The organism is Streptacidiphilus albus JL83, assembly GCF_000744705.1.
Taxonomy (GTDB): domain Bacteria; phylum Actinomycetota; class Actinomycetes; order Streptomycetales; family Streptomycetaceae; genus Streptacidiphilus; species Streptacidiphilus albus.
In genome coordinates, this window is sequence record NZ_JQML01000001.1 from 3,780,319 (window position 1) to 3,803,508 (window position 23,190).

29 protein-coding genes and 1 pseudogene are annotated in these 23,190 nt (G+C 59.7%); 15 read left to right on the top strand and 15 right to left on the bottom strand.

The annotated features are described in order from the left end of the window. Positions 1-7 precede the first annotated feature (7 nt). The 14 genes from BS75_RS16235 (at position 8) to BS75_RS48210 (ending at position 14,379) form a co-directional block, all read left to right on the top strand. The gene (locus BS75_RS16235; protein ID WP_081982368.1) at positions 8-1,342 is read left to right on the top strand and encodes a phage portal protein; all 1,335 of its coding nucleotides are present in this window, start codon (positions 8-10) and stop codon (positions 1,340-1,342) included. A gap of 16 nt (positions 1,343-1,358) precedes the next feature. After that, positions 1,359-1,976, top strand: a complete 618-nt coding sequence (locus BS75_RS16240) for an HK97 family phage prohead protease (RefSeq protein ID WP_063771525.1) — start codon at positions 1,359-1,361, stop codon at positions 1,974-1,976. Between the two features lie 3 nt (positions 1,977-1,979). Beyond that, positions 1,980-3,239 (top strand): phage major capsid protein, encoded by a 1,260-nt coding sequence (locus tag BS75_RS16245; RefSeq protein ID WP_034088741.1) that lies wholly within the window; start codon positions 1,980-1,982, stop codon positions 3,237-3,239. Beyond that, positions 3,211-3,525, top strand: a complete 315-nt coding sequence (locus BS75_RS48195; RefSeq protein WP_152645998.1) for a hypothetical protein — start codon at positions 3,211-3,213, stop codon at positions 3,523-3,525. Before BS75_RS16245 ends, BS75_RS48195 begins: the two co-directional genes overlap by 29 nt. Before the next feature lie 10 nt (positions 3,526-3,535). After that, positions 3,536-4,414: a hypothetical protein gene (locus BS75_RS16250; protein WP_034088742.1), complete on the top strand. Its 879-nt coding sequence runs from the start codon at positions 3,536-3,538 to the stop codon at positions 4,412-4,414. Then, on the top strand, positions 4,411-4,830 hold the full coding sequence (locus BS75_RS16255) for a hypothetical protein (protein ID WP_034088743.1): 420 nt from the start codon (positions 4,411-4,413) through the stop codon (positions 4,828-4,830). Before BS75_RS16250 ends, BS75_RS16255 begins: the two co-directional genes overlap by 4 nt. A gap of 313 nt (positions 4,831-5,143) precedes the next feature. Then, a complete protein-coding gene (locus tag BS75_RS16260; protein ID WP_152645999.1) occupies positions 5,144-6,112 on the top strand; it encodes a phage tail tube protein in 969 nt (322 codons plus the stop codon). Beyond that, a complete protein-coding gene (locus BS75_RS16265) occupies positions 6,113-6,541 on the top strand; it encodes a hypothetical protein (protein WP_152646000.1) in 429 nt (142 codons plus the stop codon). Between the two features lie 11 nt (positions 6,542-6,552). Further along, positions 6,553-6,870: a hypothetical protein gene (locus BS75_RS48200; protein WP_152646001.1), complete on the top strand. Its 318-nt coding sequence runs from the start codon at positions 6,553-6,555 to the stop codon at positions 6,868-6,870. 125 nt (positions 6,871-6,995) lie between these two features. After that, positions 6,996-9,653, top strand: coding sequence for a phage tail tape measure protein (locus tag BS75_RS16270; RefSeq protein ID WP_152646002.1), 2,658 nt, complete (start codon positions 6,996-6,998; stop codon positions 9,651-9,653). Between the two features lie 24 nt (positions 9,654-9,677). Continuing rightward, positions 9,678-12,833 carry a hypothetical protein gene (locus tag BS75_RS48205; protein WP_152646003.1) on the top strand — a complete coding sequence of 1,052 codons (3,156 nt, stop codon included), beginning with the start codon at positions 9,678-9,680 and terminating at the stop codon, positions 12,831-12,833. After that, a complete protein-coding gene (locus tag BS75_RS16280; RefSeq protein ID WP_034088748.1) occupies positions 12,834-13,151 on the top strand; it encodes a hypothetical protein in 318 nt (105 codons plus the stop codon). A 171-nt stretch (positions 13,152-13,322) separates the two neighbouring features. Further along, positions 13,323-14,063, top strand: a complete 741-nt coding sequence (locus tag BS75_RS44345; protein ID WP_052440069.1) for a CHAP domain-containing protein — start codon at positions 13,323-13,325, stop codon at positions 14,061-14,063. Positions 14,064-14,112: 49 nt separating this feature from the next. After that, complete coding sequence (locus BS75_RS48210; protein WP_152646004.1) at positions 14,113-14,379, top strand: hypothetical protein; 267 nt, start codon at positions 14,113-14,115, stop codon at positions 14,377-14,379. A gap of 63 nt (positions 14,380-14,442) precedes the next feature. Here BS75_RS48210 and BS75_RS46510 read toward each other — a convergent pair whose 3' ends face one another. The 6 genes from BS75_RS46510 to BS75_RS16310 form a co-directional block, all read right to left on the bottom strand. Next, positions 14,443-14,862, bottom strand: coding sequence for an Lsr2 dimerization domain-containing protein (locus BS75_RS46510; RefSeq protein WP_081982370.1), 420 nt, complete (start codon positions 14,860-14,862; stop codon positions 14,443-14,445). An 86-nt stretch (positions 14,863-14,948) separates the two neighbouring features. Further along, on the bottom strand, positions 14,949-15,779 hold the full coding sequence (locus BS75_RS48215) for a hypothetical protein (RefSeq protein WP_156164258.1): 831 nt from the start codon (positions 15,777-15,779) through the stop codon (positions 14,949-14,951). Positions 15,780-16,068: 289 nt separating this feature from the next. Continuing rightward, a complete protein-coding gene (locus BS75_RS51485) occupies positions 16,069-16,203 on the bottom strand; it encodes a hypothetical protein (RefSeq protein WP_267970498.1) in 135 nt (44 codons plus the stop codon). 44 nt (positions 16,204-16,247) lie between these two features. Beyond that, the gene (locus BS75_RS16300) at positions 16,248-16,460 is read right to left on the bottom strand and encodes a hypothetical protein (protein ID WP_034088751.1); all 213 of its coding nucleotides are present in this window, start codon (positions 16,458-16,460) and stop codon (positions 16,248-16,250) included. After that, on the bottom strand, positions 16,461-17,075 hold the full coding sequence (locus BS75_RS16305; RefSeq protein ID WP_034088752.1) for a hypothetical protein: 615 nt from the start codon (positions 17,073-17,075) through the stop codon (positions 16,461-16,463). A gap of 26 nt (positions 17,076-17,101) precedes the next feature. Further along, positions 17,102-17,635, bottom strand: a complete 534-nt coding sequence (locus BS75_RS16310; RefSeq protein WP_052069465.1) for a hypothetical protein — start codon at positions 17,633-17,635, stop codon at positions 17,102-17,104. 170 nt (positions 17,636-17,805) lie between these two features. Here BS75_RS16310 and BS75_RS16315 point away from each other — a divergent pair, with 170 nt between their 5' ends. Further along, positions 17,806-18,900: an IS630 family transposase gene (locus tag BS75_RS16315; protein ID WP_034088753.1), complete on the top strand. Its 1,095-nt coding sequence runs from the start codon at positions 17,806-17,808 to the stop codon at positions 18,898-18,900. Positions 18,901-19,074: 174 nt separating this feature from the next. On the opposite strand, the gene BS75_RS46515 is transcribed toward BS75_RS16315, so the two are convergent. The 9 genes and pseudogenes from BS75_RS46515 to BS75_RS16345 form a co-directional block, all read right to left on the bottom strand. Next, positions 19,075-19,968, bottom strand: a complete 894-nt coding sequence (locus tag BS75_RS46515; protein WP_081982371.1) for a DNA cytosine methyltransferase — start codon at positions 19,966-19,968, stop codon at positions 19,075-19,077. Between the two features lie 3 nt (positions 19,969-19,971). Then, positions 19,972-20,133 (bottom strand): hypothetical protein, encoded by a 162-nt coding sequence (locus BS75_RS48220; RefSeq protein ID WP_197091943.1) that lies wholly within the window; start codon positions 20,131-20,133, stop codon positions 19,972-19,974. A gap of 7 nt (positions 20,134-20,140) precedes the next feature. Continuing rightward, positions 20,141-20,389, bottom strand: a complete 249-nt coding sequence (locus BS75_RS16325) for a hypothetical protein (protein ID WP_152646005.1) — start codon at positions 20,387-20,389, stop codon at positions 20,141-20,143. Further along, positions 20,386-21,042: a toprim domain-containing protein gene (locus tag BS75_RS50315; RefSeq protein WP_231607791.1), complete on the bottom strand. Its 657-nt coding sequence runs from the start codon at positions 21,040-21,042 to the stop codon at positions 20,386-20,388. The genes BS75_RS16325 and BS75_RS50315 overlap by 4 nt, the downstream gene beginning before the upstream one ends. A 43-nt stretch (positions 21,043-21,085) precedes the next feature. After that, a pseudogene (locus BS75_RS52205) lies at positions 21,086-21,271 on the bottom strand (CHC2 zinc finger domain-containing protein); the annotation flags it as partial. Positions 21,272-21,492: 221 nt separating this feature from the next. Next, the gene (locus tag BS75_RS48225; protein ID WP_152646006.1) at positions 21,493-21,852 is read right to left on the bottom strand and encodes a hypothetical protein; all 360 of its coding nucleotides are present in this window, start codon (positions 21,850-21,852) and stop codon (positions 21,493-21,495) included. Next, positions 21,849-22,034: a hypothetical protein gene (locus BS75_RS48230; RefSeq protein WP_152646007.1), complete on the bottom strand. Its 186-nt coding sequence runs from the start codon at positions 22,032-22,034 to the stop codon at positions 21,849-21,851. Before BS75_RS48230 ends, BS75_RS48225 begins: the two co-directional genes overlap by 4 nt. Continuing rightward, positions 22,018-22,371 (bottom strand): DUF1003 domain-containing protein, encoded by a 354-nt coding sequence (locus BS75_RS16340; protein ID WP_042438882.1) that lies wholly within the window; start codon positions 22,369-22,371, stop codon positions 22,018-22,020. Before BS75_RS16340 ends, BS75_RS48230 begins: the two co-directional genes overlap by 17 nt. Continuing rightward, positions 22,364-23,152: a DnaB-like helicase C-terminal domain-containing protein gene (locus BS75_RS16345; protein WP_034088756.1), complete on the bottom strand. Its 789-nt coding sequence runs from the start codon at positions 23,150-23,152 to the stop codon at positions 22,364-22,366. The genes BS75_RS16340 and BS75_RS16345 overlap by 8 nt, the downstream gene beginning before the upstream one ends. Positions 23,153-23,190: the final 38 nt, after the last annotated feature.

Below are 23,190 nucleotides of genomic sequence, written 5' to 3' on the forward strand. Positions count from 1 at the left end.
GTGATCAATGGGGATTCTCGACCTGATCAGTAGGCGGTCGACGCCAACAGGAAGCACGTCAGGTACGGGAACGTTCGCCAATGCTTGGGTTTCCGACCGACACATGTGGGACATTGCCCCGCCAACGTATTCGGGCAAGAAAGTCAACCGCTACGAATCGTTGCAGCTTCCCGCCGTCCACTACTGCGTGTCATTGATTGCCGACAGTGTGGCGACGCTGCCAACTGACGTGTTCAAAGGCCATGGCGCACAGAAGAAGTATGTCAACAAGCCATCATGGCTGGTCCAGCCGAATCCTTACACGACGTCCTTCGACTTCTGGCATCGAATCCTCATGTCGATGCTCATGGACGGCAACGCTTTCGTCTACATCGACCGCGATTTCAGCGGCTCGATCAAGGGCCTGTACGTCATTGATCCAGCCATGGTGCAGATCGAATGGTCGGAAGACTACAAGTCGGTTCGGTTCATCACGGCCGGCGACGTTCTGACACAGGCAGAGATCATGTGGATTCCGGCATTCACAATGCCCGGTTACATTCGCGGCCTGTCGCCGCTCGACCTAGCCCGACAGGCTGTTGGCCTCGGCCTCACGGCCGAAGAGTTCGGGGCACGATTCTTTGGCCAGGGAACGGCAATGTCCGGTGTCATTCAACACCCGTCAATGCCGACCAAAGATCAGGTGCAAATGATCAAGCAGACATTCAAGCGCACCAACTCCGGTCTGCGCAACAGTCATGCCGTCGGCATTCTGACGGGCGGCGCCACATGGCAATCAATCAGCCTTACACCGGATCAAGCGCAGTTCCTAGAGACGCGCAAATTTCAGCGCACAGAGATTGCCATGATGTACCGCGTACCTGCCTTCCTGGTCGACTCAACGGCCGTCAGCTCATGGGGCAAGGGTGTCGAGGAACAGAACAAGTGGTTCGTTGACCAGACATTGACGCCATGGATGGTTCGCATTGAACAGGCCGTGACGAACTACCTCCTGGTCGGGAACAGCTACTTCAAGTTCAACCTTGACGCGCGTCTCCGCGCAAAGACGCAGGAACGTTTCGCCGGGTACGCCATCGGCGTGCAGAACGGTTTCATGAGCGCCAATCAGATTGCTGAGCTTGAGGACTGGACTGCCCTTCCCGGGGACATGGGCGACCGCTATTACCGTCCCGGCAATCTTGTGCCGGTCACGGAAGACCCTGATCCGAAGCCCAGTTCAGTGCCGGATGCCCTGTTGCAGCAATTCATCATGAACAAGTCCGAGCAATCCCCCTTGTTCCCTCCTGCCGATCCCCCGGCTACCGATCCGGAGCCACCCGACCCAAACAAGGAGGGAAGTTAAGACAATGGTAGACACCGTGAGGCGTGAAGTCCGAACGGCTGACAGTGACTTTGATGTCCGCTCCGCCGAAGACGGTGGCAACGTCCTGGTCGGCTATGCCGCAAAGTTCAACACACGCTCGCAGAACCTCGGCGGCTTCATCGAGACGATTGCTCCGAGCGCATTCACCAATTCCCTGTCACGGGGATTGGACGTCCGAGCGCTGTTCAATCATGACCCGAACCTAGTCCTCGGCCGCTCAACGGCCGGCACGCTCACCCTTTCGCAAGATCAGATTGGTCTTCGGTACAGGGTTCCTCTGCCGAACACCACGGCCGGCCGCGACTTGGCCGAGTCACTGCGGCGAGGGGACATCACACAGTCGTCCTTTTCTTTCGAGGTTGATCCCGATGGCGACGATTGGGACGACGACAACGATATGCCCATCCGGACGCTGCGAAGCGTCAGCCTCTTTGACGTGTCGCCGGTTACCTACCCGGCCTATCTCGACACCAACTCAGGCATTGCCCAACGTTCCCTTGCGAATGCGCGCGCCATGAAGCGACCGCCCATTCCCGTTCGGGATTTCACGGCAGAGATTGAAAGCGACTACGCGACCCGCGTAGCGCTCATTCGCCTTATGGAGGGGAACTAAACTTTGACGACTTTCTATGAGCTGGCCAAGCGGTCCCTTGAGGCGCGTGCCCGACTGTTCGAGGAATACAAGAGCGTCAACACCGACGCCAATCTCACAGACGCCGACAAGCGCGCGCGTCTTGAGGTACTGGACAAGGACATTACCGCCAAGGGTGAGGAACTTCGGGACTTCACCGCAAAGGCCGAGGCCGAGGCAGAGAACCGGAGCGTGGACACCAAGCTTGCGGCCCTCATGGGCAAGCCTGGTGGCAATCCCACTGCTTCCCCCGAGGAAGACCCGGAAGAGTTCCGGAAGATCCTCATTGACATGGCGGAGCGTCGTGGCGGACCCGTGAACGTCTACGCAAACAAGCAGCAGCTCACCCGCGCCAACGGTGCGAACGTGCAGGCACAGGCCGGCACCGTGGCAAACCCGACGTGGGCCGGTAACACCACATCGGTCATTTTCGTCAATCAGGTTCTCGAATCGATCCGTGAGCGGTCCCCGTTCATCAACCTTGCGACCGTGTTCAATACCGAGAATGGCGAGATTCTTCGGTACCCGGTCAAGAACACCCGAATCGGCCCGACCAACGTTGGCGGACCGATGACGGAAGGTCAGCAGATCACCTTTGCGAACGGTTCCTTCGGCACCACTCAGCTTGGTGCGAAGAAGTACGCCGTTGGCACTCAGCTTTCCTATGAGCTGATGACCGACTCTGAGGTTGACATTGTTTCCATCGTCGCCCAGGACGCCGGAGAGGCCATCGGGGATTTCCTTTCCCTTGACATGTTGTCCAACATGCAGGCTGCTGTACCGACCACCAAGAAGGTTGTGAAGGCCGATGGGCCGGCGGCAACCACGCCGGTGAGCTACAGCAACATGATTGACACCTATCACACGCTGCGCACCGCGTACCGTAATTCCGCAACGTGGTACATGGGTGATCTCCAGATGGCCGCAATTCGGAAGCTCACCGATACTCAGGGGCACCCCCTTTGGGTGCCGGCGCTGAACCTTGGCGCGGCTGACATGCTGCTTGGTCGGCCCGTTGTTTCCGATGCGACGCTTACCAGCATTGCCAATGCCACCAACACCGACGTGCTTTGGTTCGGAAACTTCTCTTGGTTCAAGGTTCGCCAGGTGCGTGGCATTACCGTGAGCCGATCCGATGAGTACGCATGGGACTCCGACATGTCTTCGTGGAAGGTCACGTGGAGGGGCGACGGCAACCTGATGGATCTCCAGGCAGTTGCCTGCCTTCGTACCGCTGCTGCGTGATGCAGCCTTCAAGTCGGGATGCCCGCGCAATGCGGGCATCCCGCACCACTCCCAGGAAGGGGCACGTTTGCGCATTCTCATGATTGGTCAGATCGTCGGAGTCTTCAATGGCATTCTCAACCCGGGCCACGGGGACATCATCGACATTCCCGCTGAACTGGCAATGACACACATCGGGCTGGGCAACGCCGTTCCTGCTGACGCTCCGTCGGCCGCGGCTGCACCGGAGCCCGTACCGGACGTGCCCGTGCGTCGTGGTCCTGGTCGTCCGCCCAAGGCAACCTGAGGGGGCCTAGATGCGTCTACGCCTCGGCCGACCGACGGTCCTTAGCTTTGACCCCAACGACGATGAAACCGACTTCATCGTCACCAATGTTGCCGTCACCATCTTCACTGGTCGACTTGCCAGTGCCACGGACACCGTGAATCAAGTCATCACCATTTCGGCCACCGGAACAGGCCCGTACACCGCCACGTGGACGCCAACAGCCCTCGGCCAGTACACCGCGTATTGGACATTCGACGGTGGTTGGCGTCGCCTCTACTTTGAGGTGACCGAGGCACCCATCGTGTCCGTGACCGATGTCCGTGGCTTTGATCCTCTCCTCAATGCCACGGCCTTTCCAACCGGCCTGGTGACGGCCGCAAGAGACAGTGTTGAAGAGGAATTCGAGAACATCACTGGCCGGTCCTTTGTCATCCGGTCCCGGACCGTCGAGTTTAAGACGTGGGATTGGGAGTACTCAGAGGTTTTCCCGGACACTGACATTCAGCGCGTCACCACGTTCACGGTCAACGGCGGCGACGCCACATCAATGATTGTCGACGTCGGCCCCGAGTGGATTGACGTCTCTCTAGACGCAGGTGTCGGCTGGACAGATGCGGACCTGCTGACCCTCGGGTTTCCCATCTCTGCCGTCAATGACTGCATCTGCACCTATGAGTACGGTGTCTATCCTCCCCCTGGTGACGTTCGACGCGCGGCACTGCTTCGCATTCGTGACGTACTGCTGAACGTCAACAGCGCCATCCCGGACCGAGCGACATCGTTTCAGGTGACCGAATTCGGTACCTACAGTCTGGCGACCGCCGGCCGAGGCGGCTTTGACACCGGAATGCCGGAAGTCGACGCCATCCTAGGACGACACAAGGCATCGGGCCGGTGGGCTCAATGACAACATCCCTCACGGTCAAGCAGAGCATCATCTCGACTGTGTCAGCCTTGCCAGCCGTCGCCGGCTATCAGGTGACGTGGTCGCTACAGCAGAACCAACCAAAGCAATGGATCATGGTCGGGAAAATCGACTACTCGTCCGGCGTTTGGAAGACCAATCGCCAGTATGAGGAAAACTACTCGATCGATGTCGTGATCAATTGCATCCTGCCTGGTGGCACGGCACTGGCCGTCGAGTCGGAAGTCTTGCGCGTCCACGCTGCCATTGCTGCGGCGCTGACTCCCGATCCGACGTTCGCCGGAGTGGCCGTGACATCCCTTCCTGCCATTCAGCGCGTGGTGTCTTGGCCTACCCCGGACGGTTTTGAGGGTCAGTGCGACAGCACCGTGAGCGTGACGGCTCGACAGGCCCGGTAGGCCCCCTGAGTGCCCCGGTAGCGGGCTCCGAGAGAAGGAAGGTAGAAGCGTTGCGCGTTCAGTACCACGGCCCGTTCGGGGCCGTTCACATCCCCTCACTCGGCCTAGAAGTGCAGGCCGGCGACCCCATCGACGTCGACGACGACCAGGCCGCCGAGCTGCTTGCACGTGGTGACTGGTCACCGGCCGCGGCGCCGCCCGTTGAACCTGTTCCGCTGGCTCCGGCGCCGCCCGTTGAACCTGTTCTGCCTGCTGCGGCGCCGCCCGTGAACTATGCCTTCACACCCCCTAGCCCAGTCAGTGAGGTGTTTTAATGTCAGTATTTGACGCCTATATTGGCGCTGCCGATGAAGCGTTGTACGGCACTGCTGTGCCGGCTGCACGATTCTTTGAACTGAACAAGGAATCCATTGCAGGCAAGTGGGAGCGCATTGAGTCCAAGGCAATGCAGAACGGTGAACGTGTCCTCAGTGTGGGTCGCTTTGCGCCGAACCCCAAGGGTGCCGACGGCACGTTGAATCTCGAATGGCTTGACAAGGGGTTCGCCTACTGGCTCAAGTACATGTTCGGCAGTGTCGCCACCGGAACGAAGGACTCATTCAGCTATACCACGTTCACGGCAACCATTGCCGACCTCTCCGGCAAGTCTTTCACGCTTGAGGTTGCTCGCCCGGATGCCAATGGTGACCTTTACCTGTATCAGTACCCGGGCGGGAAGGTCAAGACGTGGGAAATCACGAACGCCATTGATGGCGTGCTTGAGCTTGCGCTTGAGATGGTCTTTCAGAAGGAAGTCATCCGCACGGGTGCACCGGCCACGGTCACCTATCCCGCTGCTGCGAAGCTGTTCACGTGGCAGGGTGGAACGGCGACCCTCGGCGGAGTCCAGTTCCCCATCAATGAGATTTCCGTCAAGGGCGACAACGGATTGAAGTCCGACCGGTTCAGCATCGGCTACGGCATGCGCGAACCGAAGGAAGAGAAGCTCAGGGACATCACGTTCAGCTTCAAGGGCGATTTCGAGAATCAGAACAGCTACACCATGGTAAGCAACGCTGTTGCTGCCAACGCCATTGGTCCCGTTGTTCTCACGTGGGCCGGCGTTACGTCCGGTGGTGCCACGCCAATGATTACCGTGTCGCTGCCCGCCGCACGGTTCGATGCCTCGGCCGCTCAGGCAGAGAATGCCAAGTTCCCTGAGCTGACGATGAGTGGCAAGGCACTCGACCCCGGTACGGGCGCAATCGTCGTGACGTACTACTCGACCGACACGGCCCCCTGATTGAGGGCACAAGGCTCACGGCCCGGATTCAATATTTCGTTCAAGGGCAACGGGCTGCAAAAGTTCCTTGACGAGTTGAAGGCATTCGAGGACGACGCGCCAAAGATTCTCCAGTACACGCAGCAGGAGATTGGCAAGAGCATCCGGACCAATGCCATCGGTCGAGCCGGCCGCTTGGGGCACGTTGCCCCCAAGGCTGCAAAGTCTCTGAGAGTCGGTCTGGGCAAGACGACCATTGTCCGCTATGGCGGACCGTCGTATCCCTATGCCATGGGTGCTGAGTTCGGCTCCACCCGCTACAAGCGGTTCCGACCCTTCTTGAAGCAAGGCTATTTTGTGCTGCGTGCATTCAATGAGGTGTCGCACCGCGACGGCCCGGAGGCGGTTTACAAGGCTTTTCAGAACGCCATTGACAAGCACTTTAAGTAAGGGGTGTCCCATTGAAGATCACGTTTGATTCGTCCGCCCTCACGCTCGGCGATATGGTCGATTTCAAGGCCAAGGCTGGTGCCACCGTTGCTGACGCCTTTGCCCCCAGGAACAAGATTGATCCTTTTACCGGGGAAGTCGTCAAGGACGGTCGCGGCCGGCCCGTCCGGGATCGTCAGGTTGATCCTCTGCATCTTGTTACGCTGGTTTGGCTTCTCGCTCGCAAGGATAATCCGGCATTCACCTTTGAAGACGCAATGAATGTTCCCGTGGCAGAGCTTGACGTCACCGGGGAGGACGAGACGGACCCAAAAGGCAAGACGAACTAAAAGCCATGGCTGCGTTCAGCCACTTCTACTCGATGACGTATGAGGAAATGCTACGTCTGCCCCTTGACGTCTATGTGGCCTATGAGGACTACAGGCGCGAATCAATGCGAAGGGGGGTTGCCTAGTTGCCGAACACTGAGGCAAAGCTAGAAATCATTGTCGGCGGCAACGCCGAATCAGCAATGCTCGCCCTGTATGACCTGGGTTACAAAGCCGAGTCGGCCGGCGAGCGCATGACCGAGGCATTGCGTGCGGTGGCCTCTCCGATCACCAGCCTGATTGATCGGGTCAAAGAGTTCGGAGACAACGTCTCCGAGCGTGCACAGCAGATTGGTGAGGACTTCCTAGGTATCCGCATCAAGGCCGAGGAAGTGGGAGAGGGCATTGCCGAGGGGGCCGACGTTGCGGCCGAGGGCCTGGGCAAGCTTGCCGAACGGGCCGGCGCTGTAGGGCCCGAACTGGACGCCAGCACCGCGAAGGGCCTTGAGGGTCTGGACGCTCTTGCCGCTCGATCGGCAGAGATCGGCCCTGAGATGGACGTAGCCGCGGCCGAGGGTGCCGAGGGCCTTGAAGTCCTCGGGCTCAAGGCCAGGGAGACAGGCGTCCGTGTGGCCGAGGCTGGTGCCGAAGCCGGCGAAGCCGAAGGCATTTTCTCCAAGCTTGGCGAGCTGGGCGCAATGGCTGGCGGATGGATCGGCCTAGCGTTCGGCGTCGAGGAAACTGGCAAAGAGTTCGTGAAGCTGGGTGGCGAGTATGAGCAGAACCTCAACCTGATTTCGGCATTGACCAAGGGTAACCACGACACGTCGTTGTCGATGGACCAAATCAAGTCGGGGCTTGACAGGCTGACGCCACAGTTCACGCAGTACGGGTACAGCACCGCCGAGGCGTCCGAAGGATTGGCCACGCTCATCAAGGCCGGCCACAGTGCCAAAGACTCCATGCAGGAACTTGTTCCCTCCCTCCAACTGGCCCGTGCCACACAGATCGATGCCGGTGAAGCCTCGGAAATGATGTCCGAGACGCTGAACACCTTCAACCTCAAAGCCTCGGATGCACAGTCCATTGCCGACGCAATGTCACAGGCATTCCACCAAGGGACGATGTCCATTGGTGACCTGACGTACAGCCTGAAATACGTTGGCACTCAGGCGCACGCGTCGGGCCTGTCGCTCCAGCAGACGAACGCGCTCCTGGTCGAACTGTCCAAGCATTCCATCAAGGGTTCCTCGGCCGGCACGGGCCTCAAGGATGTGCTGTTGAACCTTGAGGCTCCGACCACGGCCGCAGCCACTGAGCTGACAAAGCTCGGCGTCAATGTCTATGACTCGTCCGGCAAGATGCAGGGCATGGGAAGCATCATTTCCCAGCTACAGGACAAGATGTCGGGCCTGACGCAGCAGCAGCAGATTGCCGCCGAAAAGATCATTTTCGGCAAGGTCGCCATTCAGGCAGCATCGACCATCATCGGTGACGGTGCGGGCAAGTTCGACATGTATACGGCGGCAATGTCCAAGTCGGGCAGCGCCGCCGAGGCGGCAAAGGCCAAGACTGCCGGCTTCTCCGGTGCGGTCAACCGCATGACCGCAATGATTGAGTCCGGCATGGAGAACCTTTACATCAAGGTTGCTCCGGCACTGGCCAAGGGACTGACCACCATCATTGATGGCGTCCAATGGGTAGCAACTGCCGTGGGAACAATGGTCGACAAGTTTCACCTTGTCGCAGGTGCACGTCTAGAGATAGCCCTGATCTCCAAAGCCGTCCAAGTGTTTTGGAAGTCTTTTGTCAACAGTGGCGGAGTGAAAGCCATCGAGGGTGCCTTTGGCGACATCCAAAAGGCCATAGGCAAATTGGGTGGGGTCATCAATGGGCAACTACTGCCTTGGTTCCGGAAACTGCTACCGACGATACAGCCAATCGTTGTCGAGCTGGGCAAACTCTGGGCGAAAGCCTTTGAATTCATCAAGGTTGTCATGGACACGGCCATCGCGGTCATTTCATTCACTTGGGCGCATTTTGGCAAATACATCCTCGATGTGATCACCATTGCCTGGAATCTTGTGGCCGGCGTCGTCATGGGTGCCTTCAAAATTCTAGAGGGCGTCTTTGATTTTTTCGACGGTCTTTTCACCGGCAATTGGTCGAAAATGTGGCGCGGACTGGGCGAAATCCTGCAAGGTGCCTGGAAAATCATTGTGTCGGTCTTTAAATCGCTGCTCCAACTTTTGATCAAAACCGTGACCGTCTTCATTCCCGAACTGTTCAGTGCGGGCATCAATTTGATCGAGGGCCTGTTCAACGGGATTTCCTCAATGGGCGGATGGCTGGCCGGCAAGATCGGCTCATTCATCAAAAGCAGCGTCACCGGTCCCGTGAAAAGCCTACTCGGCATCTTCTCGCCCTCACGCGTCTTCGCCGGATTCGGCATGAATACCGCCCTCGGCTTTGCCCAGGGCGTAGACGACCACGCGCACAAGGCTGTTGCGGCAGTAGTCCGCATGACCAACAAGGTAACCACGGCTGTTCAGAATTCCAATGTGCTCAAGCACAGGAAGGAAGCGCACCACAAGCACCACCGCAAGACCCATCACAAGCACGAAGAGGATTCGTCGGGCAGTTACAAGAGCACCGACACCTATGCGCAGTACCCGTTGCACGTGACCGTCAATGTGGCGGGAAACGTGTGGACAGAAAAGCAGTTGGCTAAGGCATTGGTCACTGACATGCGAGACGAATTGCTCGTTCTCGCTCGCCGGAACGGCGGTCGCACCGGCTTGTAAACATTCACAGACAGGGGGTGGACATTGTCCCGACTGACTTTTGATGCTGCCATTGGATTCGACAACCAACTCCGCGACAATCCCAAATGGCAGGATGTCACCAGAAGGGTTCAGGGGTTCACCACCAACCGGGGTCGTACCTTTCAGATGGACAACATTGAGGCGGGTACCGCCTCGATCACATTGAACAACTTTGACGGGAACCTCACCCCGGGGTCGGCAACGCTTCCCGTGAACGCCAATCAAGCCGGCCTCTACCCGACCCACTTCATGGAAGGGGCCGTTCTGCCAGCAGACTTGGTCAACTGTTCCGGCGGAACCTACTCGACCATTGCGGCACCCAACCTCGTGAACACACTGGGCATTCAGGTCACGGTGTCTGCCAGCAATCCTCTCGACCAGTTCATCATCAGTTTTCCCAAAGTACCGGTGGTTGAGGGCACCCGGCTTGTCCAGACGACAACCGCCACTTTGACAACCTCAACGAACAACCCGCTGTCGGTCGCCTACTGCTGGTTTCTGTACGGCCCCGACGGAACCTATCTGAACTATGTTTCCGACACATACACGTACCCCATCACCACGACTACCCCCGGAACTACCTTCATTGGCGAACTCATTGTTCCGCCGAATGTCGGCTACGTGCTTCCGGCACTCATCGACCGCACCGGTTCCACGGCAACGACACTGAGTCTGACCAGTGTTCAACTGCTCGGCTTCGTTGACTACGCCGATTACATTCCAAGTCCTTCCCTGGTCAGCAGTCAGCCGGGATCATGGTGGGCCGGCATCATTTCCACCGTGACCAATACAATGGTTTCGCAGGTCACTCCGAACAAGCGCGTCCGGATCACGTCCATTGTCGGCGGCAATCTTTGGCCGGCTTGGATTGCTTCACCCCAGGGCGGCCGAGAAGCAAACTACGCATGGGACACCAGCAGTTTCTATCCTGGCATCAATGGGTTGTGGCAATACAACTTCAACGCCAGTCCCATCAATCTGCCACCCGGCTCGAACTACGGAGTCACCCCGACGTCCTTCCGTATCTCCACTGTCACGGGAAAATCCGGAACGCTCGGCAGCGCTGCCATCAAAACGAACTACGGAATCTACTGCGGCCGGCAGTACAGGATGTCTTTCCTGATTCGAAACGACTCGACCGGACCGAACCCGGTAGCGGGCAATGTTCAGCTCTCCATCTATGACCCGAACAGTCCTCAGGTTCCATGGTCCTACTCGACCATCCCGATTGCTTGGACTGCCACCAGCACCGTGCCAGGATGGCAGACCGTTACACAGACAATCATGGTGCCTACGGGCTACGTCAATCCGCAGGTCCAATTGAACTTCAACTTCGGCCCCACCACCCAGCTAGCAACCACATCGGCATCAATGGCGTTCGAAATCATGGGACTGCAACTCCAGGAGATCGGCACTCCATGGGACAGTGACCCGACATACATGTACGGGGACGGGGCGGAGCCCATTTTCACGGGCTACACGGACAAGTGGTCGGCCATGAATGATTCACCCTTCGGGAACGCCAACACGACAACGCTCGACTGCTCCGACGATCTTCGGGTGTGTGGGGATACCCAGCTGTACACCCCGTACCAGGCAACGACGTTGCGCAATCAAGGCACGGTTGTCTATCTGCCCCTGAACGATGGGTCTGCCAATGACACCACGTCCGAAGTGGCCGGCGGAATGACCGGTGGACAACCGGCATTCATTCGGGGCCAGACAGCTACCGTCTGGGACTGCTTTCAGGCGGCCGGTAGCATTGTGGGCAACGGTGCCATTGAGGGCAACAATCTTGCTTTCAGTGCCCCTACGGGTGCCGAGACAGGCACGTGCATCTCTGTCACTTGTCCCGCATTGAACGGCAACATTGCCAACGGGTCGTGCACTCAGCTGACGACACAGGGGTTCAGTGCCGATTTCTGGTTTGAGGTGACGGCAGCACAGCGGCCGGCGAACGGGGCCTACTACGACGTCATTTCACAGGCTAATGCGTCGGGCCGTGCCGGCTTGCGTGTGACGCTCTACGGCGACGCCAACGGCGACTATGTCATGTGCTCATGGGGTGGAAACCCGCTACAGGGGAACATCAGCTTCGCCCGTGGAGCATTGTTCAACGGCAAGCCACATTACGTGTCCGTGGCTGCGGCCCCGATCAACAGCAACGGCACCAGGACGATTACTATCGTTGTCGACGCGGGATCGGGCAACGGCGTGTACTTCTCCTGGAATGCCTCGGCCCCTACCGCCAGCGGCTTTCCGGCGACAAACACGTACATCGGCGGCTACAGGAATCCTTCTAACAACGGTGTCGAGACACAGTTCGTCGGGGTCCTCGCACATGTGGCGTTCTACAGCAATTCCATTCAGGACAGCACGACCACGGACGTGGCCGGCCGTTGGACGTTCGGCGGCAACTGGCAGACCGCCATTCAGGGCACAGCGTTGATGCAGTACGCCTGTGGTTGGGTCAATACCGAGTATCAGGCATTCATCAACGCCGCCAGCGGCTACACCATGTACTCCCCGGATTTCAGCAACACCAACGCGCTGACTTTCCTACAGGACACGGCGGCCGACCTTGAGGCTTCCTTCTACTTCACCAAGTGGGGACTTCCGGCGTTCGTGCCGAAGAGTGTGATGGATCAACTGTGGCTCGGCAATGCCAACAACGACGACATTCAATACACGTCTTGGGCATGGGGAATGGGCTCCGAACCGGGGTACGCCTTTGAGTCGGACATTGCCGACATCTACACGGTGGCGCGCGGGACGCAGAACAGTTCCCTGAGTCCCGGCAATGCCTACGCGGCCTTTGCTCCGCAGACGCGGCAACAGTACGGGTATCGAGAGACAACCTTTGACACGGCTCTGAACGTGCCCAATGACATTCAGACCCGCTGCCAGACACTCATCAGCCGGTATTCGGCACCACGCACGCGCATCACCGATCCCACATGGGCTCTCACCGCGAATGACTACCTGGTCGAGTCGATTCTACGGCTCGACCTGTTGTCTCTGCTGCAAGTGCAGTCATGGCCGGCGGATGCACCGTGGTCCACGGCAACGTTCATTGTCCAACGCATTCAACACGACGTCCAAGTTGCGGGGAATCAATGCGAATGGAACACGACCACCTCACTGCAAAGGGTTTCTTAAATGACATATCTAGGCTGGGCAGTCGGACTGATCGGCTCCATCGTCGGTATTTGGGTGACCGTGTCCCGTTACAATCTTGAGCACGCTTCCGACTCGTCCCGCATTTGGCGGGATGAGGCCGAGGCAGAAAAGGCGCGTGCCGATCGCCTCGAATCGTCCCTTGAGAGCCTGACGGCCCGTGTCGGCCGGCTTGAGAGCGAGAACAACTTTCTGCGGTCGATGGTCACCGGCGAGCGTGCTCTAGCCGATCTCGCGGCCCTGGTCGCCACGCAGCACGCAGAGACCATGACCGCCCTTGAGGCCCTACGCGCCGCGTAGGCGCGTGCACGGAGCCAACTGCTACACCCGTCGCCCCGAGGCGAGTTGACCCCGGGGAGGCCCCGTGGAGCTTCGGCAAAAATCCGTATGGTTCCCGTTCGATCGTGTGTTAGCGTCTCGTCCTGTCACCACGTCGTGACTCCCCCCTGTTGTCCATCAAAGGAGACATCTATGTCCGGAATGAACGCCATGATTGCCGAATGCAAGAAGTACGTTGATGAGGGCTACCGCGCCGGCCCGACCGATCACACCATCTTTGGTGCCTGGTACGGTCTGGACTACAACCCGTACTGCGATGAATTCGTTTCCTACTGTGGTGCCGCATCCGGCAACACAGCCGCCATCGGCCATTTCGCGTATTGCCCGTCGCACGTCGATTGGTTCAGGTCCCGCAATCAGTGGTCCGAGTACCCAAAGATCGGTGCCATTGTCTTCTATGACTGGGACGACGATGGCATTGCCGATCACACGGGCATTGTCGTGAGCTTCGATGACGACACGATCACCTGCTATGAGGGCGACACCGTAGGCCCGAACGATGGCCCGTACGGCGTGTGGGAGCGCACCAGGGCGAGGAAGGTCCCGAACGTCCTGGGCTACGGCTACCCGTCCTACCCGGCCGACCAGGCCCCGCCGGCCGCCGTTCCGCCGGCCAAGCCTCACGTCCCGGCCTACCCCGGACCGACGTTCCTGCCTGGTTGCTACAGCACCAGCACCACACTGCTTGACCACCAGCTCATTCACCTGGGCTACGCGTACGCCTACCACTACGGCCCGGGGCCGTACTACGGATCGGGTACCGAGGCGGCCGTGTACGCGTTCCTGGCCAAGCATCCCGATCTCTGGGTGAACGGCAAGCCGGATGACATCTGTGGTCCCCGTACCTGGGACGCGATTTTCAGCGCCGGCTGACATCAACGCTCGCCCCCTCAGACCTCAACCCCCTTTGATTGGAGTCCCTTTGGCATCCTTCCTCGCTCGCAACGGCGTCCGCATCTACACCGTGGTTGCTGCCGCATGCGCCATCGGCGCGCACTACCTTCCCGCCCTACCCACTGCACTCATCCTCACTGGTGTGGCAGCGATGCTCGGCGTCGTGGTCGACGCGTCCACCGTGTCTCTGCCTGAGCATCAGGAAGCCGTCGCCGAGGCGGCGCGCGGCGCCGCCGCGCTACCCGTGGTCGCTCCCGTGGCTCCGGTACCTCCGGCGCCGCCCGCTTCCTTCTAGCAGCTCTGACAAGCAGAGAGGCCCCCGCCGATGGCGGGGGCCTCTCTTGCGTTTCCGGACCGACTAGGCGAGTCCGTGTGCCTTGTTGTATTCCTCGTTCAGAGCCTCGGCCAGACGACCACGGTCGTTGACCTCATGTCCCTGTGCCCGGAGCCACTTTCGGCGAGCATCCGGGGAGTGCGGGTCATCGGCACTGACGCGGACTCGCGGCGTGCCACGTGTGGCGGACGGCCGGCGCGCACCCCGTACGACAGTGGCGGTCATCGTTGGGGCCCCGGCCGCGGCTCGACGCAGCGTTGCCGATCCAGCAGCGAAATACGGGGCCAGCAGTTCACGAAGTTCGTTCGCGCCGTCCACGTGCAGATCGAGATCGATCGTCATGCCGTCGAGCGTGAGCGTGATGGAGTCTGCTTTGCCCTCGGGGACGTCCTCCCCTGTCATGTCGTCCGTGACATCGACAATCTGACGGATCTTCTTAGCCATGGTGAGTATGCCTCTTCACTGGTGCCGGGCCAGGATGCCCGATTGGACTAGTTGCTTGACACTGCAAGGCAGTTGAACGCGCGAACCTACTCTTCGACACCCAAGGCAGCGTTGATGGCCTTAGCCTTGCTAGCCCAGAACGCCCGTGCGTGACTGTTCTCCGGCTGCGCGTCCCGCAACTTCTCCCATGCCGCACTCGCGTCATAGGCGTCGGGAACGTCGAACTCTTCCGAGACCTTGTCGACGAGTGCGTTCATGGCGGCCTGTCGCTCCTCATCGGTCAGTCCGTCGTCGTCCTGGTCGTCGTCGGCCTGGTCGTCGTCGGCCTGGTCGTCGTCCTGGTCCTGGTCGGCCTGGTCGTCGGCCTGGTCCTGGTCGTCAACCTCGATCGTCTCGTCCTGGTCCACGATGGGCTTCTTGGCCATGGTCTCTGCGTCTTCCTGGAGTCGTTGCATTTCCGCCTCAACGGCGCTCTTGCAGTTGGTGCACACGGACCTAATGACCTGGGCATCCTCAAGCGTCAGCTCCGGGTAGCCCTTGAAGTCCTTGTTCGCCGCGCGGGTCATGGTCGGGCACGTCTCCGTGCCGGCCGCATGAACGTTCTTTCGATCGGCCGTTGTCCGCAACGATGAGCCCATTGCCGTCCTTCCCACCAAAGTGCTTCCGGGAAGACTATCGACGCTCGGAGCCTTTGGCAACACGCCGTTGATTGCCTGCAAATCGGCAATGGCTTCGCAGACATCGTCATAACAACTCCGACAGACAACTGTCGCCGGAAACCGGAACTGCGGAACAAACGGAATGAGTGCAGTGTCGCGCACTGTTTCGCAAGTCATGGAACTGCTGCAATGAAGCAGACCAGTGGCTTTGTCGATGAGAATCGCATCCGCATGGATACGATTGTCAAGCTTTGGCACCTTTGCCCCCTTCTCGCTCGGCGTTGACGAAACCATACCATACGATTGAACGGGTGCAACACGTTGACGCATTGCATCAATGCCACTCCCGAGGATGGGGGTTCCGTCGCAGGTCAAAGCCCATGTGGCACCGTCAGTGGCCGGCCATGGCCGGTATGTCAATGCACGTGTCTGGCCATTGATGGGCTCGGCACGTGACCCTACCGGGCCTACGGGCCGACCGTGGCCGGCACCAAGGGTTGACCACAACAGCAAAGGCCCCCGCCATCGGCGGGGGCCTTTCTCTGTTTCACGTGCTGGGTGGTGGCGTCGGATCATTGACCACGGTGACCGTGTCCGGATTGTATGTGACGGTCGGCTCGACTGCTTGGTGCATTGCGTCGGCTGCATTGAGACAGATTCCGATGTTGGTCGAGTAGTTCATCAGGCAAATGTCGCACTGCCACACGACCAGTGTGCTTGAGACGATCACTCGTCCTCCCATCCGTCGTCGTCCTCATGGACGATCAGCGCCAGCACGCACGCCGTTTCGATGAGAACGCAGATGACCAGCAGCGTGCCGAAGTTCATGCTGGTGAAGAGACTCGCCACGATGGCGAGCGTCAGTCCCGTGGTGAAGATGGACAGTGCTGCCAGTAGGCCGATGAAGCAGGACAGTGCCTTGGATGGTGGCTTCGCCATTCAGGCCGCCATCAGATGCGAGTCGGCATTGGACAGTGCCTTGCGGGAACCGGGTCCGTCGTGGTCCTGGGTACGGGTCAGCCGGCTGGTGTTCATGAGGTCCCGTAGCTTGCGGATGGCTCGGCCGTGCCGCATGGACCACGCTGCCAGGGTCACGGACGATCGAGCCGCGGCCGCGCTCGGTCCGTGTGCCCAGTTGTCCCGGATGACTTGCCGGCTTGCCTCGGGGAGACGTGGCCATGCCTGCCGTGCGTCGACCACCGCCGTCACGTGGTCCATGCCGTCCCGTGCCTTGGTGTCGTTTTCCAGACAGGCCCCCGCGCGTCCGGCCTGCCCCCAATCGTCCGGGGGCAGGAAGACACGTGACACGATTTCGTCTACTTCCTCGGTGCTGTACAGGTAGTCAGCCGTGCCGTACAGGGCACGGCCACGTTCCTTGCCGCAATACTCCGTGGCAACCTTCCGCAGCAGCGCGGACGTTGCGGCATTGATGTTCTCTGCCTTCCCGAGGATCGTCCGCTTCTCGACCAGCATCAAAGACAGATGCCCGAACAGGTCATCCGCGTCAATGCCGGGCCAGTTACGGGCGAACCGCGCCGCGGTCGCCTTTGCCATGGGTAGTGCCTCAACAGGATCAAACGTCACTCAGTTGCCGCCCTTTCAATCTTTCCGCCCTTGAACTTCATTCCGTCGAACGTGAATGAACCGTCGTTGCCGATCAGCACTAGCTGAGGCTGCACGCTGTTGCCGTTGACGTGCAGCACACCGAACGCCATTTGCCAGTTCGCGTATCCGCTGCCCAGGTACGAGACTTTGCGCATGTCACAGATATGGCCGATCTCAAGGCCGATCCTCGGCCGCATCCTGCCGTTGTAGCCGTGCGATGTCTGGACCATGCCGGCCCGATGCGTGTGGCCACACGCGACATTGACGCCGTAGCGCTCCGCTGCCGCATAGGCTGTTGCGCCGGCCGTTGGCCGGAGAGGGATTTCCCGGTTGTCGCCGTGCGTCGACACCCATCCGGGGGCCAGTTCGGCAATGCTCGGTCGCAGCTCCATCCCGAACTGTTCAAACGACAGAAGTCGGTCGAACTGCCATTCCGGCATGTCGGCGACGGCCGGCGCGTACTTGTGCAGGTAGTCGCTGATGCGTCGGTCGTGGTTGCCGAGGTGCATACCGAAGTAGCCGTCATAGCGGCTACGCCAGTAGTCGAGAATGCGTTTGCCCTGTTCGCGTTCCTGGTGAACGCCACCGGCAAACTCATTGATACTTCCCTTGGACCATCGGCTAGTGTCTCGTGATCCTGTAGCCGTAACTTGATTCGATGGGTCTCGTTGGTTCTGGCATGGAGCTCTCGATAGAACAGGCCGCTGAATTGCGGGAGTTGGCGAACAGCCAGGATGTGGCCGCCGTGCTGGCGACGCGGGCGCGGATCGTGCTGTGGTCGCACGAGGGGCGGCGGCGTATGGACGTTGCCGAACTCGCCGGGGTTTCCCTGCCGACGGTGGACCGCTGGAAGGCGCGCTATGCGGAACGCGGTCTGGCTGGGCTGGAGGGTGATCAGCGAGGTGCCGGCCGTGAACAGGTAACGCCGCAGACGCGGTCGCGGGTGATTGCGCTGACCCGCATGTCGCCGCCGGCCGACAGTGGCCTGTCGCACTGGTCGACGCGCACGCTGGCCCGGTATCTGAAGCGCGCCGAAGGCGTTGTCGTGTCCTGGCACTACATCGCGCGCATCTGGCGCGAGGAGAAACTCCAGCCGCATCGTTCGGGCACCTTCAAGATTTCGAAGGATCCCGCGTTCGCGGACAAGGTCGCCGACGTGGTCGGGCTCTACCTCGCCCCGCCCGGCGGGGCGGTGGTGCTGTCGGTCGACGAAAAGACGCAGATCCAGGCGCTGGACCGGACCCAGCCGTTGCTTCCGGTGGCCTTTGCGGCCACCGAGAAGCGCACCCACGATTACGTCCGCCACGGCACCACGAATCTGTTCGCCGCCCTCAATGTCGGCACCGGCGAAGTGATCGGCGAGTGCAGGCCGACCCGGGACAGCAAGAACTTCCTGGCCTTCATGAAGAAGGCCGTGAAGCCGCACAAGGGGAAGGAGATCCACGTCGTCCTGGACAACCTCTCCACGCACACCACGCCGGAAGTGAAGGCGTGGCTGGCCGACAATCCGAACATTCACTTCCATTTCACCCCTGTCGGGTCGTCGTGGATTAACCAGATCGAGACTTGGTTCGGAATCCTCACCCGTCAGTCGATCCGACGCGGCACCTTCGCCAGCGTCAACGTCCTGATCACCCAGATCCGGAACTACATCAACTCCTGGAACGCCGACGCCGAGCCCTTCACCTGGGCCGCCACTGCTGGAGAGATCCTCGCCAAGGTCCGCCTCGTCCAGACCAACATCAAGAAGCTCGTCGACAACAACGCAAAGTGACACAAACAGGATCACGAGACACTAGGCGCGTCCAAGTTGAGGAAGTCGCCCGTGTGAACGACGGCCCGTGGTGCTGCCTCGGCCAGCAGGTTGCCAAGGTTCGTCACGGCCTGTTGGTGGTGCTCGGGTACGTGCGTGTCAGGAATCAGGATGATTCGGTATGGATGACTTGCGTCATGCTTCACAAGAAATGACCTCCTTTAGAATGGCCTCCCCCATTGCGGGCGGTACGCTGTTCGCCACTTGAACGATTTTTGTCTTTGTGGCTCCGGCGAACGGGAAGCCAGCTGGGTAGGATTGAATCCTGGCCAACTCATCGGGCGTGACCAACCGTCCTACCGGGTCGCCCTGGTCGCGTATGTGCCATGCGTTGGCAAAGCGCGTGAGGCAGAGCGAGGGAATGTCCGTGGAACGGAAGTCCGCCGTGAGGTGGCGTGGTGACGGCTTCTTTCGGTTCATTCCGATGGAGCCACCCGGACTCAAGTCCAGTGCTTCGGCGACGGAAATCCAGTCTTTGACGCCTAGGTCCCGTTGGCTGGGCGACCGGTTGTAGAACTGACTGTGAGTCGCCTCGGGTAGCTTTGCCTGCCGATCGAGTCGAGCAATGAGGATGGCGCGCTTTCGAGCGGTTGCGGCACCGTACTGTTCTGCCCGCAGCAGACCGACCGCCGTTTTGTAGCCGGCTTCCTCAAGCTCTCTCGCGCACTCATGCCAAATGGGCAGTACGGGCGGGACCTGTTCAAACACCACCCATCGGGGCCGGATGATGTGGACCCAACGCATCGGCTCACGAACGAGCCTGCCTGTGCGTCCCGCGATACCGGCTCTCAGGCCGGCATCACTGAAATCCTGGCACGGTGGTGAACCAATGACGCCATCAACGCCGATGAAGTGAGCCGGATTGATTTCTGTGACGTCACCTTGAACGGTGGCGAAGCCGGCCGCGGCTCGACTCGCGCACGCAAACGGATTGATCTCGACGCCGATTTCATTGATACCTAGACGCTCTGCCGCTACTGCCCAACCGGTACCCGCGAAAAGGTCAACGGCTGTTTGAGCCTCGGTCAATAGTCAATCTCCCTCCTTGAAGAAGTCATAGAGGCTTGCGGCCTCATAGCTGGTCACGTTGTCTTCCGCAATCTCGACGTCATTCGGTGCGATGATTTCCACCATCATTCGTCGCGTGGTGGGATTGCGTCGGAAGCAGATTTGATATGCCTCGACGGTCAGCACTTCTGTGTCATCCAAAGCTGAACACTCCCCCGCGTCGCTTCTTTGACTTCCTCTTGCCCTCATCGATGAGCCGGCCGCCCATCTCGATTGCCTGTTCCGGGGTGAGGAAGAATCCGATGTGATGAGTCATGACGCCGGCCTCATTCGACTCCGCAGCCGTGAGGTAGATCATTTCATCGTCGTAGACTTCTGCCGCAATGGTCACGGTGTCGTCCGGATTCACGTCACAGCCGAACACCATCTTTTCGCTGTTCAATCCACCCCCAATAGTTGTCGCAGCGCGTCATAGCCGTTCTCGACCACGAAGCTGTTCACGTCGTGACCCTTCGGCAGAAGAATCACGCGACTTCCTCTCAGCTTGTCCGCCAAAGGATTGGCGAACTTTTCGAGGCCAACGCCATCGTCGTCATTGTCTGCATAGATGTAGACGACTTCATATCCTCGGATCATGCGCGTGAACGCATCTTTCCAACTGCCGGCCCCCGGTGCCCCCACCGTTGGAATGCCTGCCAAGTGGGACGTCTGTGCGTCAATCTCGCCCTCGGCAACGGCAATGTAGTCCTCGGTACGGAACAGGTCCGTCGTGTTGTAGAGCCGTTGACCCTGCCCGGGAGGGTTCATGTACCGCGTCTTGTGGACCGACTTGCAGTCGTGGTCCAGAAGACAACGGAACTTGATGCCGACAATTCCGTACGGGGCACAGTAGGGAATCGACAGCATTCCTTTGTACTGCTCATGTCCCGGAAGCGGGTCGGCGACGACGCCTAGTTGAAACAATCGTGCGCTGTCCTGCCACCGGTCCCCGAACCTCTTCGCCAAATAGCTCTCGGCGTACGCGTTTCCCTTGAGAGCCTTTTCGTACCGTCCCGAAGCTTCCGCCAAAAACTCTTTCTGCGTATTCGATGGCACGGGCAAACTCTGTGATCCCCTCCCTGTCCATGATGATCGAGAAGGAATCCCCTCCCAAATCGCAGGTGTGGCACCGGAACATCTGTTCCGCCGTCTTCACACTGGCACTGGCCGAATGGTCCTCATGGAAAGGGCATTTCATGGCGTGCCATCGGTCGCCCTCGGGTACGTGGTCGGCCCCGTAACCCTCTAGAACCTCTTTGATGGAAGGCTTGTCGGCTGCGTCCACGCGCGTTCCCTCCGCCGGCCAGAGAGGCCCCTTACGGGGCCTCAACCGGCGTCGAGTGCCATTCCTGCGGCTGCGCGTCGTACGCGCCGGCCACTACCGCGCGCGTGTATGCCTCCCATTCCTCATAGGCCGAGGACTGAGTTTCGGTGCCGTTCCTGCTGCGGTCGAAAGCGTCGCGCCGCTTGGTTCGCCGGTTGGTGTTGCCGTTGTATCGGGGAATGTCAGTCCCGCCTTTCGCAAGTGCACTCATCGAGTCGCTTCATAATGGCTACGGCTTGCGCGTTCGACATGACGAACACACTGTCACGCATATGCTTGCCCTTGAGTTTGAGCATGACCCCGGCATAACGGGCACCTAGCCTGTCGGCTTGGGTACGGGCATCCTTGACGAATGCCCCGAGCGACGCTGTAGCCACGTTCTTGACTTGAACGGCCCATCCGGGAACACCTTTGATGTCTCCCAGGTCATTGCTGCCGTTGACGTTCCCGTACCGCTCGGCGTCCGGGAATACCGGGGTGAGGACTTCAACAGCCTCTACCTCTCCCCGGTATCCCTTCGATTTGCTGGCCCGACCGTTCACGGCCGGCGCGTGAGAACGTCAAGCGTGGCCTTGAGTGTGACGACGATGGCCCGATTGATGGCCTCGGCCTCACTCCTGGTCAGGTTCCAAGTCTGCGAGCCGTCCGGATGAAGAATGCGGGCCGGCAGTTCCTTGCCGTTGATGAGGACGTTCGGCATCCTCGGCTCACTCTGAATACTCATTGGGTGTCTCCTTTGCGAGGATGCGCAGAAGCCGGAGCGCTTCTGCATTGGTTTCGTAGTCGGTTTCCGCCCGATGGCGGTCATGCTCGCTCTGCCTGTTCTGGGAGAGCTGTAGCAGTGGTGCGGAGTACGCGGCCTGAATGGAGAAAAGCAGGTTCAGAAGAATCCACGGGAACTGGTCCCACTTTGCCCAGACCATCCATGCGACGATGAACAGGGATTGGATTCCCAGGAAGGTCCATGAGCCCATGCGGGCGGCAACGACGTCTGCGGCCCTGTCTCCGAGTGTGCGATTGTCGTGCAGTTCGATGTTTGCGGGATGTCGATGTCTAACCAATGCGCATCCTTTCTAGGTCGGCCGGCAACTCGATTGACCAGTTTCCCGAGGGGTCGGCCCGTCCGCCACGGTTCTTGACGGGCGAGACGTTCAGGATCATGTTTCCGAAGTCGCTCGACCCGGTTTTGTGAAGGGTGAGGATCATTTCCGGAACCTTGGAAATCTTGCCCAGTAGCGCGGACATGGGCGCCGCTCGAATACCGTCGTCGTATTCACCGGTCAGATGGTGAAGTGCGATGATTGCCGCGCCTGTGGTCCTGCCCAGTTCATGCAGGAAGTCGATGATCTCGCCGAGGCGGTTGAATTCCCCGTCCGAATCGGACCACACGTTCTTGAGATTGTCGATGACAATCAGTTGCGGCCAACAGCCGTACGCGTAGCCGAATGCCTGAACATCAAGGTCCAATGTGTCGAGCGTCGGCGACGGATCAAAGTTCCACCTGAGGTAGTCGAGCCGGTTGATTTGCATGTCATAGTGCACCGACCTACCTTCCTCAAGGTCTTTCTCTACCTTCCAAACCTCCGTTTCCGTGACCATGGCACCCAAACGCGTGTACTGAGTGAATGCGTCACTGTCCGCCGAGAAGTACAGTGTTGGCACTTCTGCCATGACCGCAATGGTTGCGACCAATGCCGATTTTCCTACGCCCGGTCCTGCTGCAATCAGCGTGAGCTGACCACGGCGGACGTGCACCCCTGCCCTTTCCAGGGCAGGGAATGCCGCCGGAATAGGTTCACCTGCTTTGCCGCCCATGCGTCTTGCCCGCACAAGCGTCAGCAATGCCTATCCTTTCCGCATGAAGGCAAAAAAAATAGGCC

Coding starts and splice junctions, on each gene's coding strand:
- BS75_RS16235 (WP_081982368.1), top strand. CDS start 8: ATGGGGATTCTCGACCTGATCAGTAGGCGGTCGACGCCAACAGGAAGC.
- BS75_RS16250 (WP_034088742.1), top strand. CDS start 3,536: ATGCGTCTACGCCTCGGCCGACCGACGGTCCTTAGCTTTGACCCCAAC.
- BS75_RS16255 (WP_034088743.1), top strand. CDS start 4,411: ATGACAACATCCCTCACGGTCAAGCAGAGCATCATCTCGACTGTGTCA.
- BS75_RS16260 (WP_152645999.1), top strand. CDS start 5,144: ATGTCAGTATTTGACGCCTATATTGGCGCTGCCGATGAAGCGTTGTAC.
- BS75_RS16280 (WP_034088748.1), top strand. CDS start 12,834: ATGACATATCTAGGCTGGGCAGTCGGACTGATCGGCTCCATCGTCGGT.
- BS75_RS44345 (WP_052440069.1), top strand. CDS start 13,323: ATGTCCGGAATGAACGCCATGATTGCCGAATGCAAGAAGTACGTTGAT.
- BS75_RS46510 (WP_081982370.1), bottom strand. CDS start 14,862: ATGGCTAAGAAGATCCGTCAGATTGTCGATGTCACGGACGACATGACA.
- BS75_RS51485 (WP_267970498.1), bottom strand. CDS start 16,203: ATGAACTACTCGACCAACATCGGAATCTGTCTCAATGCAGCCGACGCA.
- BS75_RS16300 (WP_034088751.1), bottom strand. CDS start 16,460: ATGGCGAAGCCACCATCCAAGGCACTGTCCTGCTTCATCGGCCTACTG.
- BS75_RS16305 (WP_034088752.1), bottom strand. CDS start 17,075: ATGGCAAAGGCGACCGCGGCGCGGTTCGCCCGTAACTGGCCCGGCATT.
- BS75_RS16310 (WP_052069465.1), bottom strand. CDS start 17,635: ATGCACCTCGGCAACCACGACCGACGCATCAGCGACTACCTGCACAAG.
- BS75_RS16315 (WP_034088753.1), top strand. CDS start 17,806: ATGGAGCTCTCGATAGAACAGGCCGCTGAATTGCGGGAGTTGGCGAAC.
- BS75_RS48230 (WP_152646007.1), bottom strand. CDS start 22,034: ATGAGTATTCAGAGTGAGCCGAGGATGCCGAACGTCCTCATCAACGGC.